Below are 12,238 nucleotides of genomic sequence, written 5' to 3'. Positions count from 1 at the left end.
CGCCTGCGCCAGGCGACGGCCGCCGCGGCCAGCCCGGGGACGGCGATGAAGGCGGACGCGACCAGGAAGGCGGGCGAGGTCGGCTCGGCGGCCCGGCTGCCCGCCACGGCGTACGCTGCGGTGTTGGGCACACAGCCCAGCGCGGTGGCCGACAGGAAGGCCGGCCAGCGCATCCGGCTGACGGAGGCGCCGTAGTTGGAGACGGCGAACGGGATCCCCGGCAGCACCCGCAGCAGCAGCATCGAGCGGAAGCCGCGACGGCTGAGCTGCCGGTCCCCGGCGGCCAGCCAGCGTCCGCGCAGCAGCGGGCGCAGGGCGTCCTGCCCCAGCAGCCGGCCCAGTCCGAAGGCCAGCCCGGCGCCCAGCACCGTCCCGGCCACCGCCGCGGCGGTGCCCAGGGCCGCGCCGAAGAGGGCGCCCGAAGCCAGGTTCAGCACCGGTCTGGGCACGAGGGCCGCGGTGCCCGCACCGTACGCGAGGGCGAACAGCAGCAGCGCGCCGGCTCCGGTCAGAGGAGGACGCCACCCCCGGGCGAGCAGCTGCTGGGGCTCGTGGAGGGCCACCGTCGTGGCGGCGGCGGCCAGCAGTACGGCGAGCAGGGACAGACGGGACCAGGGGGAGAACAGCACCGCGGAGCACCGGGCGGCGGCTCCGACGGGCCGGGGAGCGGGGACGGGCACCGGGCGAGCGTAACCGACGCGGGTGACATACGTCCCGGTCTGCCCACTGTGAGGTCCGCGACCGGCCGGTGCCCCGGCGGTGTCCCGCCCGCCGACTCCCGCCGACTCCCGCGGCCGGGGCACCGGGACAATGGGGCGATGGACGAGACGGACGGGTCGATGGGCGAGCGGGCGGCGGGCGAGCCGGTACCCGTGCGCCGGGCCGTGGACCAGGGCACCGCCCGGCTGCTGCCGGACACGGACCGGCCGCGCGCCTGGCTGCTCACCGTCGACGACGCACCCCAGTCGTACGTGGACCTCGGCGATCCGGCGCTCCCGGAGTTTGAGTAAGTGCGCCGGATCGCCCACGTCCTGGACTGCGCCGCCGCCCCGGGCGCGCCGCTGAGCGCCCTCCACCTGGGCGGTGGGGCCATGACCCTGCCGCGCTACCTCGCCGCCGCCCGCCCCGGCTCCCGCCAGGAGGTCGTGGAAGCCGACCGGGCGCTGCTCGGCCTGGTCGCCGAGCACCTGCCGCTGCCACCCGGCGGCGGCATCGAGGTACGGGCCGAGGACGCCCTCACCGCACTGCGGGACAGGCCGCCGCAGTCGCTGGACATACTGGTCGCCGACGTCTTCGCGGGCTCCCGCGTCCCGGCCCATCTGACCACCCTGGCGTACGCCCGGGCCGCGGCCGGAGTCCTGCGGCCGGACGGCGTCTACGTCGCCAACCTCGCCGACACCGCGCCCTTCGGCTTCCTCCGCTCCCAGCTGGCCGGCCTCCGGACCGTCTTCGGCGAGGACCCCGGCCGGGTGTGCCTGATCGCCGAGCCCGCCGTGCTGCGCGGCCGCCGGTTCGGCAACACCGTGCTGGCCGCCTCCCGCGCCGGGCTGCCCGTGGAGCGGCTGGCACGGCTGGCGGCGGGCGACCCGTTCCCGGCCCGGGTGGTGCACGGGGTCGCGCTGGAGCGGCTGGCCGGGGACGCGCACCCGGTTCAGGAGAGCAGGGCGGCGCCCTCGCCCAGGCCACCGGAGGGCTCCTTCACCGTCGGCTGACCGCCGGCCGCGGCCCCCTTGTCCCGCCGGGTCAGGTCGCGCACCTGCGGCACGCACAGCACCGCGGCCGTCAGCGCCGCCACCAGCACCGAGCAGCCCCACAGCGCCGCCGGCCGGCCCACCAGCGACTCGACGGGGCCGGCCGCGGCCGTGGCCAGGGGCACCAGGGCTATCGACCCCAGCCAGTCGTAGGCCGAGACCCGGGAGAACTTCTCCTCGGGCACCTCCTGGTGCAGCGCCGTCATCCAGGAGACCCCGAACACCTCGAGGGCCACCCCGGTCGTGAACATCACCGCGGCCAGACCCGCCGCGGGCAGGGGCACCGCCAGCGCCGCCGAGGGCAGCGCCAGGGGGAAGACGCACAGGGTGCCGGCGAACAGGATGCGGCGCGGCCGCCAGCGGGTCATCAGCACCCCGCCGCACACCGTGCCCGCGCCGAAGGCGGCCAGCGCGAGCCCCCACGGCCGGGCGCCGCCCAGGTGCTCCTCGGCGACCTGCGGCCCGTAGACCGCCTCGGCCGCCGCGACCACCGCGTTGACCACCGCGAACTGCAGGATGACCGCCCACAGCCACGGACGCCCCACCACCTCCCGCCAGCCCTCGCGCAGATCGCCCAGCAGACCGCCGCCCGGCGCGCGCTCGGGCATTCCGCGCAGATCGAGAAAGACGCGCAGCGCTCCCGCGGCGGCGAAGGCGGCGGCGTCGACCGCCAGCACCCAGCCGGGGCCGACCGCGGCGATCAGCGCGCCGCCGAGCGCCGCGCCTCCGATGGACGCGCCGTTGACCCCCATCCGGAAGACGGCGAAGGCGCGCCCGGCCTGCTCACCGCGGACGCTGGCGAGCACCATCCCCTCGGCGGCCGGGGCGAAGAAGGCATGGCCGGTGCCGCCCAGCGCGGACAGCAGCGCCATCTGCCACAGTTCGGCGCTTCCGGTGATCACCAGCGCGGCGAAGACGCCCTGGGAGACGCAGTTGAGCGCGTTGGCCGCCACCATCACCCGGTGGCGCGGCAACCGGTCGGCGACGGCGCCGCCGACGAGCAGGAACAGGACCAGGGGGACGGTGCGGGCGGCGGCGACCAGGCCCACGTCGGTGCCGTCGCCGCCCGAGGCGAGCACGGCGAACGCCGCCGCGATCAGCGCACCGGAGTTACCCAGCCCGGTGATCACGGCGGCGGCCGTCAGCAGCGTGTAGTTGCGGCCCGCCCGGGCGGCGCGGGACGGCCGCCGCGCCGCACCGCTCCCTGCGGGCCCCTTGCCGCTCAGTCCTTCTCCGCGTACGGACGCAGGCTGCCGGTCATCTTGTCGATGGTGGCCCGGGGTACCTCGTCATCGACCCCGGCGTCGGTGATCAGGAGCCAGATGCGCAGGTCGTTGCCGCCGTCGATCCAGGAGACGGTCACGACCCTGCCGTCGGAGTCGCACTTGTTCTCCTTCTTGACACCGGTGGCCGTGGCGCTCGCGATGTGCCCGGTGATGCCGTGCTCGTTGGAGAACTTCTCCGCCTTCGTCAGCTCGACGGTGTCCTTCTGCTCGCCGTACGCGAAGTAGGCGAAGCTCTCCGCGGCCTTCTCGGCGCCCTCGGCGGTGTTGCGGGAACCCTGGCCGCCCTTGCTGCCGACTGTGGCGCGTGTGTACTTGTCGCCGCCGACCTCGCACCACCCCTTCTCATGGTAGGCCGGTGCGCTGAAGGCGACCTGCGGCATGGCGAAGGGGTCACCCTCCTCCTTCTTCTCCCCGTAACCGATGATCATCGTCTCCGAGTCGATATCCCAGTCGGCGGGCACGTCGAAGGCGTTGTGGTGCCTGGCGTTGGTGACGACCTTCCAGCCGGGGACCACCGGGTCGGGCTTCTCCGGGGCGACGCCGTCCCGCGGGTTGGTGGGGTCGTCCCGCTCGGTGCCGGCGTCCTCACTCGGTTCGGCGGTGGAGGGCCCGGGGCTCGGGGAGACGCTGCTGCCGGGGCCCGCGGCCTTCTTCCTCTCGTCGTCGTCGGAGAGGACGAGGACACCCGTCACCACGGCCGCGGCGATCACCGCGACGGCCGCGACGATGGCGATCGCCGCGTTCCGGCTCTTCCCGCCGCCCTGCGGCGGCCGCGGTGCGCCGGGTCCGCCCGGCCGCCCCCACTGGCCTGCGGGCTGCCCCTGGTGGCCCGGGCCCTGGTAGGGGTTGGGTGCCTGGTATCCCGGCGTCCGGTAGGGGTTCGGAGCCTGGTACCCCGGCGTTTGGTACGGGTTGGGCTGCTGATGGTGCGGGTCCCGCGGGTTCTGCTCGCCCCCGGGCGGCTGCTGTCCTGGCCACATGGCGAGAACACTAGGACGGCCCCCGCGGCCGGACCACGCCCGCCCCCGCTTCGGTACGAACCCGGGACGCGGACCCCCCGGCGCGCGGGGGGAACCGCGTACCGGGTGTCTGCTGTGACCTCGGTCTCAGCCCGCGCCTCCCTCCAGGACGACCAGCGTCTCCCGGTGCGCGCCGGCCAGTCCCCGGTAGGCCGCGGCGTTGACGCGGACGCCCTCGCGCTCCTCCTCGGTCAGCTCCCGCCTGACGCGGGCGGGCACCCCGGCGACCAGGGAGCCGGGCGGGACCTCCATGCCCTGCGGGACCAGGGCGTGGGCCGCCACCAGCGAACCGGCGCCCACCCGGGCCCCGTTGAGCACCGTCGCGCCCATCCCGACCAGGACCTCGTCCCCGATCGTGCAGCCGTGCAGCACCGCGTTGTGCCCCACCGAGACGCGCTCGCCCACGACGACGGGGAAACCCGGGTCGGCGTGGACGGTGCAGTTGTCCTGCACGTTGCTGTCCGTGCCGACGGTGATCGCGTCGCAGTCGCCGCGCAGCACCGCGTTGTACCAGACGCTCGCGCCGGCCCCCAGCGACACCTGGCCGACCACCACGGCCGTCGGGGCGACGTACGCCTCCGGATCGACCTCGGGCTCCCTGCCCACCACGCCCGCGACCATCGCCCGCTGTTCCATCCGCGCCCTCTTCCGCTTCCGCCCGCCGTGCCGCGCACGGCCGTGTGCCGGTCGTCCTCTCCAACGGCACCGTAAGGGATGGGTGGGGCGGGAATCACAGCACGGCGGGCGGTGCGACGCCCGTCCGGGCGTCTACCGTGATCGGGTGCGCAAGAACAGGAACATGTTCTCCTCCCCGCTGTCCCGTGCGGCCTCCCGCGCCGTGCACGGGCTGTGGCGCCACGCGCAGCGGGCGGGCGCGGTCTCGGCCGAGCGCCCCGGACCGTACGCGTTCCGCGGTATCGGGGAGGGCACCCGGCTGGCCTTCCCGCAGGGCACGCTGTTCGGCACCGAGTGGATCGAGCTGGGCGCGTGCTGTGTCGTCGGCGCCGAGGTCACGCTGACCGCCGGGATGATGCCGGACCTCGACCTCGGACCGGACACGGTGCTGAGGCTGGGCGACGGGGTGGTCCTGGGCCGGGGCAGCCATGTGGTCGCCGACGGGGCCGGGGCGGGCGTGACGATCGGGAACGACGTCTTCTGCGGCCCGTACGTCTACATCACCTCCACCAACCACTCCTATGACGACCCCCACCAGCCGATCGGCGGGCAGTGGCCGCGCTCGGCGCCGGTGGAGATCGGTGCGGGCAGCTGGCTGGGCACGGGGGCGGTGGTGCTGCCGGGCGCGCGGCTGGGGCGGAACACGGTGGTGGCGGCCGGTTCGGTCGTCCGCGGTGAGGTGCCCGACCACGCCGTGGTCGCGGGCGCGCCGGCCAGGATCGTACGGCGCTGGGACCCGCGGGAGGGCTGGCTGCCCCCGCTGCGGACCCCGCGACCGGTGCCGGTGCCCGAGGGTGTCACCCCCGGGCAGCTGGCGGCACTGGCCGGCCTGGGGACTCCTGGGCCGGGGACGGCCGGGGCGGAAGCGGGCACACTGGACGGGGCGGCCGGCCGCACGCCGCTCCCGGCACCGCCCACCGACCGGACAGGAAGCACCGACGGGATGCGTACACCTTGAGCAACCGGACCCTGCGCCTGCTGCTGCTCTTCGCCGTCGCCCTGCACGGCCTGGCGCTGCTGCTGTACGTGGCCCGCAACCACTGGTTCTGACCCCCGCCGCGCAACTCGCCCCGCACCCGGGCCCGCCCCGCTCGGTGGACGTCCGGGCGGCACGCTACTGTGCACGCCATGCGCGCCCCCATCGGGAACTTCACCGACGCCTGGCCGGTCACCGACAAGCTCGGCCTGCTGGCCCCGCCGGTCGCCGCCGCGCTGCGCGGCCCCGTGCCGGCCGACGGGGTCGTCTACGTCGACAGCGATCCGGACGACGCCGACACCGCCCGCTTCTGCGAGGTCCACGGCATTCCGCCCGAGCACTCCGCCAACTGCGTGGTCGTCGCGGCCCGCCGCGGCCAGGAGACCACCCTGGCCGCCTGCGTGGTGCTCGCCCACACCCGCGCCGACGTCAACCGCACCGTCCGGCGCGAACTGGGCGCCCGCAAGGCATCGTTCGCGCCTATGGAGACGGCCGTCGGCGAGTCCGGCATGGAGTACGGCGGCATCACCCCGATCGGCCTGCCCCCGGGCTGGCCCCTGCTGGTGGACGCGGCGGTCGCCGACACCCCGTACGCGGTCGTGGGTTCCGGCCGCCGCCGCGGCAAACTGCTGGTGCCCGGCGAGGTCCTGGCAGGCCTGCCCGGCGCCCGGGTGCTCGGTGGTCTGGGCCTCCGGACCGCCCGCACCGGCGACTGACCACCGGTGCGGGCGCTACTCTGCCCGCATGTCGAACCACGATGACCTGCTCGTCTCCATCGCCGAGAAGGTGGAGTCCGAGCGGAGCAATCAGATGCCCCTCACCGTGGTGGTCCCCGGCGCGGTCATCACCGGCAGGCTGGCGCCCGAGGCCGTCTGGAAGGCGCGGGTCGCCGAAGTCCTGCGGGACTCCGAGCGCCTGAAGCCGTTCGCCGAACTGTTCGGGTCGTCCGGGGATGACGGCCGGCACGGCGGCGGCAGGCCCACGCACCTGCACCTGCACGTCGCACGCATCCTCCAGGGAAGCTACGGCCTCCCCGACACCGGCGGCATGTACCGCGTCGCCATCGGCGAGGTGAGCGGTTGGACCCTGGGGGAACTCAGTTACTCCGACGGATGAGGGGAACGCCCCGGCACGTGCCGCGTCCGGCCGCTCCCCCGTGACGAGGTGTGATCGGCATGGCACGGATGATCCTGCGGGCGACCGGGCGGGTCCCGGCCGACGAGGTGTGGGAACGCTACGCACGGCCGGAGCTGTGGCCCGTCTGGTCGCCGCAGATCCGGTCCGTGCGTGTGCGCGGCGACCGCATCGAACCCGGTATGGAGGGTGAGGTGTTCCCGTTGCCGGGAACACCGGTCGCCTTCACGGTCGAGGAGGTCCACGAGGCACGGCGGCGGTGGACCTGGCGGGTGAAGGCCGGTCCCGTGCGGATGCGCCTGCACCATGTCGTCGTCGTCCTGCCCGACGGGCGGACCGGCACCGAGCTGCGCATGGAGGGGCCGCTGCCGGCGCTCGTCCTCTACGCGGGCCCGGCCCGGCTCGCCCTGCACCGCCTGGTGAGGGCCGGCTCCGGCGCATGACCGCTACCGGAACATTCCTTTATATTTGGATATCAACGCCCCTGCCGGGCTCTGCGGCGCACCAGCGCGCCGCGGGGGTCTGCGGGCTGCCCGTCCGCGGGCCGCCCCGATTCCTCGGAGGTTCCGGTGAGCGTTGTCGACTTCTTCCCCTTCCCCGCGAGCCGGGCGGTTTCCCGGCCGCGGTCCCGCCCCCGTCCAGCGCTGCGCTGACATGGGCTGGCGTGAGTCCGCCGCGTGCCGCGGCGAGGATCCCGAACTGTTCTTCCCCATCGGTGACGGCGGCCTGGCGCGGCAGCAGACGGCGCGGGCGCGGGCCGTCTGCCTCGGTTGCCCCGTCATGTCCCAGTGCCGGGACTGGGCAGTCAGGAGCGGCGAGACCGAGGGGGTGTGGGGCGGCACCACCGCGGCCGAACGACGGCTGATCAGACGCGGCTTCGTGGGCCGGCTGCCCGACGGCTGACGGTCCGGGCCGCTCCGACGGGAGCGAGGGTGTCGCAGATCACATCGACCTCGTACCTACTGGTCGGTACGGTGCAGGGAGTCTTGATCGAGCAGGAGGCCCCATGCCAGCGACCAATCGCCAGATCCGCCTGGCGGCCCGTCCCACCGGAGAGGTGAAGCCCGAGGACTGGGAGCACCGCTCGGTGCCCGTGGAGGACCCCGGACCGGGCCGCTTCGCGGGCCGCACCCGCGTCATCTCGCTGGACCCCGCCATGCGGGGCTGGCTCGACGACCGCCCCTCCTACCTGCCGCCCGTCGGCATCGGCGAGGTCATGCGGGCGGGGTCGGTCATCGAGGTCACCGCGTCGAACCACCCCGACTTCCGGCCCGGCGACCACGTGGTGGGCACGTTCGGTGTCCAGGAGCACGTGATCTCCGACGGCAAGGGCGCGATGAGGATCGACACCGCGCTCGCCCCGCCCTCGACGTACCTGGGCGCGCTCGGCATGCCCGGCATGACGGCGTACTTCGGCCTGCTGGACGTCGGGGCGCTCGAGGACGGCGAGACCGTGGTGGTCTCCGGAGCCGCGGGAGCGGTGGGCACCATCGCCGGGCAGATCGCCAAGGCGAAGGGCTGCCGGGTCGTGGGCATCGCCGGAGGACCGCGCAAGTGCGCCATGCTCACCGACGAGCTGGGTTTCGACGCGGCGGTCGACTACCGGGCCGAGGATGTGCGCAGGGCGCTGCGCGAGCACGCGCCGGACGGCATCGACGTCTACTTCGACAACGTCGGAGGCGACATCCTGGACGCCGCCCTCGCCCGGCTGGCGATGCGCGCGCGCGTGGTGATCTGCGGCGCGATCAGCCAGTACAACAACGCCACCCCGGTCAAGGGCCCGTCCAACTACCTGTCCCTGCTGGTCCGCCGGGCCCGGATGGAGGGCTTCGTGGTCTTCGACTACGCCAAGCGCTACGGGCAGGCCGCGCAGGAGATCGCCGGCTGGATCGGCGAGGGCCGTGTCAAGGTCAAGGAGCACGTGGTCAGGGGCACCGTCGACGACTTCCCCGAGACGCTGCAGATGCTCTTCCGGGGGGAGAACGTCGGCAAGCTGGTGCTCGAACTGGCCTGACCCCGGCTTCGGGGCGCGTTCCGCCTCCGGGCGGGACGCCCCCCGGGGGGCGTTCAGCCCAGGCGCGGGATCTCGATGGCCGGGCAGCGGTCCATCACCATCTCCAGGCCCGCCGCGCGGGTCCGCTCGTAGGCCGCCTGGTCGACCACGCCGAGCTGGAACCAGACCGCCTTCGCCCCGGCCGCCACCGCCTCGTCCGCGACGCCGCCGGCCAGCGCGGAGTTGACGAACACGTCCACGACGTCGACGGGGAAGGGGATCTCGGCCAGGGAGGCGTAGCCCTGCTCGCCGTGCACCGTCTCCGCCTTGGGGTGGACGGGCACGACGCGCTTGCCGAACCGCTGGAGCGTGGCGGCCACGCCCCAGGCCGCGCGGCTACGGTTGGACGACAGGCCGACCACCGCCCAGGTGTCGCCGCTCTCGGTCAGGATCCTGCGGACTGTCTGCGAATCTCCGTACATGCCCCTGCCAACCAGCGGCCCGGCCGGGCCATTCCCCGCGGCGGACCGTAGGGTGGGCGGAATGCGGGAGCAGTATGTGACGGTCGCGGGCGAGGGTCTGCACGAGACCGAGGTGAACAGGTCGCGTTTCATCTGCGCGCTCGCACCCGCCGCGACCGAGGAGGAGGCGCGGGCGTTCGTCGCCCGGATCCGCGAGCGGCACGCGGACGCCGCCCACAACTGCTGGGCCTACGTCATCGGCGCCGACGCCGGTGTGCAGAAGGCGAGCGACGACGGGGAGCCCGGCGGCACGGCCGGGGTGCCCATGCTCCAGATGCTGCTGCGCCGCGACGTCCGCTATGCCGTCACGGTGGTCACCCGCTACTTCGGCGGGGTGAAGCTGGGCGCCGGCGGGCTGATCCGGGCCTACGGCGGCGCGGTCGGCGAGGCCCTCGACGCGCTGGGGACCGTCACCCGGCGGCGGATGCGGCTGGCCACGGTCACGGTGGACCACCAGCGGGCGGGCCGGGTCGAGAACGACCTGCGCACCGGCGGCAGGGACGTGCGGGGTGTGCACTACGGCACCGAGGTCGCCATCGAGGTGGGGCTTCCCGAGGGCGAGGTCGAGGCCTTCCGCTCCTGGCTCGCCGACGCCACCGCGGGCACCGCCCGGCTGGAGTTGGGCGGCGAGGCGTACGGGACCGGGCAGAAGGCGCGGCCGGGCACCGGCGGGTGACCTCCGGCCGCCGGGCGCCCCGATGCCTCCGTCCGTGAGATTCACCCGAGCGGATCATGCAACAATCCGGAGGGCGGCCGACGGCGGGGAGAGGGACAGACGTTGCGGGGCGGAGCCGGATCTTGAGACTGCTGCACACCTCCGACTGGCACCTGGGCCGCAGCTTCCACCGGGTGAGCCTGCTGTCCGCCCAGGAGGCGTTCGTCGACCACCTGGTGGAGGTGGTGCGCACCGAACGCGTGGACGCGGTCCTCGTCGCCGGAGACGTCTACGACCGGGCGGTGCCGCCGCTGGCCGCCGTCGAACTCTTCGACGACACCCTGCACCGCCTGGCGGACCTCGGGGTGCCGACGGTCATGATCTCCGGCAACCACGACTCGGCGCGCCGACTGGGGGTGGGCGCCGGGCTCATCGGACGGGCGGGCGTCCACCTGCGTACCGACCCCGCCGGCTGCGCCACCCCCGTCCTGCTGTCCGACGCCCACGGCGAGGTGGCGTTCTACGGCCTGCCCTATCTGGAACCGGCCCTGGTCAAGGACCACTTCGGGGTGGAGCGCGCCGGGCACGCGGCGGTGCTGGGCGCCGCCATGGACCGGGTGCGCGCCGATCTGGCCGTCCGCCCCGCCGCGACCCGCTCGGTCGTCCTCGCCCATGCCTTCGTCACCGGAGGCGAGCCGTCCGACAGCGAGCGTGACATCACCGTCGGCGGCGTCGCCTCCGTCCCGGCCTCCGTCTTCGAGGGCGTGGACTACGCGGCGCTGGGCCACCTCCACGGCTGCCAGACCCTCGCCGGGCGGATCCGCTACTCCGGTTCACCGCTGGCCTACTCCTTCTCCGAGACCCACCACCGCAAGTCGGTGTGGCTGGCCGACCTCGGGCCGCGCGGCGAGGTGACGGCCGAGCGGATCGACTGCCCGGTGCCGCGCCCGCTGGCGCGCGTCCGCGGGACACTGGAGGAACTGCTGGCCGACCCCGCGCTGGAGCGCCACGAGCACGCCTGGGTCGAGGCCACCCTCACCGACCCCGTCCGCCCGCGCGAGCCGATGGCCCGGCTCGCCGCACGCTTCCCCCACGTCCTGACCCTCGTCTTCGACCCCGAGCGAGCGGAGCGCGACCCCTTCGCCTCCTACGGGAGCCGGCTGCGCGACCGCACCGACCGGGAGATCGCCGAGGACTTCGTCGCCCACGTCCGCGGCGGAGCGGGACCCGACGAGGGCGAACGGGCCCTGCTGGGCGCCGCTCTGGACGCCGTGCACGCCGAGGCGGCCCGCACGGAGGCGCCCCGGTGAGACTGCACCGGCTCGCCGTCACCGCCTTCGGCCCCTTCGGCGACACCCAGGAGGTGGACTTCGACGAGCTGTCCTCGGCCGGGCTGTTCCTGCTGCACGGGCCCACCGGCGCGGGCAAGACCTCCGTACTGGACGCCGTCTGCTACGCCCTGTACGGCGGAGTGCCCGGCGCTCGCCAGGCCTCCGGCCCCAGCAGGCTGCGCAGCGACCACGCCGACCCCGGCACCCGTACCGAGGTGGTCCTGGAGCTGACCGTCGGCGGGCGGCGGCTGGAGGTCACCCGGCAGCCCGAGCAGCGGCGCCCCAAGAAGCGCGGCACCGGTATGACCACCGACAAGGCCCAGTCCTGGCTGCGCGAGTACGACGCCGCGGCCGGCGCCTGGAAGGCGCTCAGCCGCTCCCACCAGGAGATCGGCGAGGAACTGGCCCAGCTGCTGGGCATGAGCCGTGAGCAGTTCTGCCAGGTGGTGCTGCTGCCGCAGGGCGACTTCGCGCGCTTCCTGCGGGCCGGCGCGGAGGAGCGCGCGAAACTGCTGGGCCGCCTCTTCGACACCCGCCGCTTCGCCGCCGTCGAACAGCACCTGGCCGAGTCGCGCACCGCCGCGCAGCGCCGGGTGCGCGACGGCGACGAGCGGCTGCTGGCCCTGGCCCACCGCATGTGGCAGGCGGCGGGAGACGCAGCCGGGCCGGACGGTGGTCCCTTCGCCGAACTGTCGCCCGGCGACCCCGGTCTGGCCGATGCCGTACTGGGATGGGCCGCACCCGCCCGGGCCCTGGCCCGTGAACGGCTGGACGCCGCGGCCTCGGCCCTGCGTCTGGCCGAACTGGCCCACGCCGGCGCCCGGCGGCGGCTGGAGGAGGCGCGCGAGCTGGAACGGCGCCGCCGGCGGTACGCGGACGCCCGCCGGCGTGCCGAGG

Annotated in this window: 14 protein-coding genes and 1 pseudogene; 10 read left to right on the top strand and 5 right to left on the bottom strand. The window is 74.8% G+C overall.

All coding sequences use genetic code 11. The features are described from left to right. Positions 1–680: TVP38/TMEM64 family protein (locus AC2CJA_RS17270; RefSeq protein WP_484603584.1), on the bottom strand; the 680-nt coding region annotated here is incomplete at its 3' end. A 159-nt stretch (positions 681–839) separates the two neighbouring features. On the opposite strand from AC2CJA_RS17270, the pseudogene AC2CJA_RS17265 reads away from it, so the two are divergent. Continuing rightward, positions 840–1,712: pseudogene (locus AC2CJA_RS17265) on the top strand (spermidine synthase). Here AC2CJA_RS17265 and AC2CJA_RS17260 read toward each other — a convergent pair. The 3 genes from AC2CJA_RS17260 to AC2CJA_RS17250 all read right to left on the bottom strand — a co-directional run bounded on the left by AC2CJA_RS17260 (position 1,652) and on the right by AC2CJA_RS17250 (position 4,692). After that, positions 1,652–2,977 carry an MFS transporter gene (locus AC2CJA_RS17260; RefSeq protein WP_484603585.1) on the bottom strand — a complete coding sequence of 442 codons (1,326 nt, stop codon included), beginning with the start codon at positions 2,975–2,977 and terminating at the stop codon, positions 1,652–1,654. The pseudogene AC2CJA_RS17265 and the gene AC2CJA_RS17260 overlap by 61 nt on opposite strands. Continuing rightward, entirely contained in the window at positions 2,974–4,017 is a 1,044-nt protein-coding gene (locus tag AC2CJA_RS17255; RefSeq protein ID WP_484603583.1) for a DUF8017 domain-containing protein, read from the bottom strand. The genes AC2CJA_RS17260 and AC2CJA_RS17255 overlap by 4 nt, the downstream gene beginning before the upstream one ends. Positions 4,018–4,143: 126 nt before the next feature. Next, entirely contained in the window at positions 4,144–4,692 is a 549-nt protein-coding gene (locus tag AC2CJA_RS17250) for a gamma carbonic anhydrase family protein (protein ID WP_484603582.1), read from the bottom strand. 145 nt (positions 4,693–4,837) lie between these two features. Here AC2CJA_RS17250 and AC2CJA_RS17245 point away from each other — a divergent pair, with 145 nt between their 5' ends. The 6 genes from AC2CJA_RS17245 to AC2CJA_RS17220 all read left to right on the top strand — a co-directional run bounded on the left by AC2CJA_RS17245 (position 4,838) and on the right by AC2CJA_RS17220 (position 8,855). After that, a complete protein-coding gene (locus AC2CJA_RS17245; protein WP_484603581.1) occupies positions 4,838–5,689 on the top strand; it encodes an acyltransferase in 852 nt (283 codons plus the stop codon). Between the two features lie 170 nt (positions 5,690–5,859). Next, on the top strand, positions 5,860–6,423 hold the full coding sequence (locus tag AC2CJA_RS17240) for a YbaK/EbsC family protein (protein ID WP_484603580.1): 564 nt from the start codon (positions 5,860–5,862) through the stop codon (positions 6,421–6,423). Between the two features lie 28 nt (positions 6,424–6,451). Next, positions 6,452–6,823 carry a hypothetical protein gene (locus AC2CJA_RS17235; RefSeq protein ID WP_484603579.1) on the top strand — a complete coding sequence of 124 codons (372 nt, stop codon included), beginning with the start codon at positions 6,452–6,454 and terminating at the stop codon, positions 6,821–6,823. Between the two features lie 59 nt (positions 6,824–6,882). Beyond that, positions 6,883–7,284: an SRPBCC family protein gene (locus tag AC2CJA_RS17230; protein WP_241717981.1), complete on the top strand. Its 402-nt coding sequence runs from the start codon at positions 6,883–6,885 to the stop codon at positions 7,282–7,284. Positions 7,285–7,495: 211 nt separating this feature from the next. Next, positions 7,496–7,744: a WhiB family transcriptional regulator gene (locus AC2CJA_RS17225; protein ID WP_484603578.1), complete on the top strand. Its 249-nt coding sequence runs from the start codon at positions 7,496–7,498 to the stop codon at positions 7,742–7,744. A gap of 103 nt (positions 7,745–7,847) precedes the next feature. Continuing rightward, the gene (locus AC2CJA_RS17220; protein WP_484603577.1) at positions 7,848–8,855 is read left to right on the top strand and encodes an NADP-dependent oxidoreductase; all 1,008 of its coding nucleotides are present in this window, start codon (positions 7,848–7,850) and stop codon (positions 8,853–8,855) included. 53 nt (positions 8,856–8,908) lie between these two features. Here the strand turns inward: AC2CJA_RS17220 and AC2CJA_RS17215 are convergent, their stop codons facing one another. Continuing rightward, a complete protein-coding gene (locus tag AC2CJA_RS17215; protein WP_484603576.1) occupies positions 8,909–9,316 on the bottom strand; it encodes a CoA-binding protein in 408 nt (135 codons plus the stop codon). Between the two features lie 61 nt (positions 9,317–9,377). Between AC2CJA_RS17215 and AC2CJA_RS17210 the strand changes: the two genes are divergently transcribed. The 3 genes from AC2CJA_RS17210 to AC2CJA_RS17200 form a co-directional block, all read left to right on the top strand. Next, complete coding sequence (locus AC2CJA_RS17210) at positions 9,378–10,031, top strand: YigZ family protein (protein ID WP_484603575.1); 654 nt, start codon at positions 9,378–9,380, stop codon at positions 10,029–10,031. 122 nt (positions 10,032–10,153) lie between these two features. After that, the gene (locus AC2CJA_RS17205) at positions 10,154–11,320 is read left to right on the top strand and encodes an exonuclease SbcCD subunit D (protein ID WP_484603574.1); all 1,167 of its coding nucleotides are present in this window, start codon (positions 10,154–10,156) and stop codon (positions 11,318–11,320) included. After that, positions 11,317–12,238: AAA family ATPase (locus AC2CJA_RS17200; protein ID WP_484603573.1), on the top strand; the 922-nt coding region annotated here is incomplete at its 3' end. The genes AC2CJA_RS17205 and AC2CJA_RS17200, both read left to right, overlap by 4 nt.

This window comes from Streptomyces sp. ATLC9, from assembly GCF_057196705.1.
The sequence above is the reverse complement of the archived record's forward strand: the minus strand, read 5'-3'. Positions and strand labels throughout refer to the sequence as shown.

What these genes read in the sequence shown, in the direction of transcription:
- AC2CJA_RS17210 (WP_484603575.1), top strand. Translation starts at nt 9,378, where the DNA reads ATGCGGGAGCAGTATGTGACGGTCGCGGGCGAGGGTCTGCACGAGACC.
- AC2CJA_RS17250 (WP_484603582.1), bottom strand. Translation starts at nt 4,692, where the DNA reads ATGGAACAGCGGGCGATGGTCGCGGGCGTGGTGGGCAGGGAGCCCGAG.
- AC2CJA_RS17215 (WP_484603576.1), bottom strand. Translation starts at nt 9,316, where the DNA reads ATGTACGGAGATTCGCAGACAGTCCGCAGGATCCTGACCGAGAGCGGC.
- AC2CJA_RS17220 (WP_484603577.1), top strand. Translation starts at nt 7,848, where the DNA reads ATGCCAGCGACCAATCGCCAGATCCGCCTGGCGGCCCGTCCCACCGGA.
- AC2CJA_RS17235 (WP_484603579.1), top strand. Translation starts at nt 6,452, where the DNA reads ATGTCGAACCACGATGACCTGCTCGTCTCCATCGCCGAGAAGGTGGAG.
- AC2CJA_RS17255 (WP_484603583.1), bottom strand. Translation starts at nt 4,017, where the DNA reads ATGTGGCCAGGACAGCAGCCGCCCGGGGGCGAGCAGAACCCGCGGGAC.
- AC2CJA_RS17240 (WP_484603580.1), top strand. Translation starts at nt 5,860, where the DNA reads ATGCGCGCCCCCATCGGGAACTTCACCGACGCCTGGCCGGTCACCGAC.
- AC2CJA_RS17230 (WP_241717981.1), top strand. Translation starts at nt 6,883, where the DNA reads ATGGCACGGATGATCCTGCGGGCGACCGGGCGGGTCCCGGCCGACGAG.
- AC2CJA_RS17225 (WP_484603578.1), top strand. Translation starts at nt 7,496, where the DNA reads ATGGGCTGGCGTGAGTCCGCCGCGTGCCGCGGCGAGGATCCCGAACTG.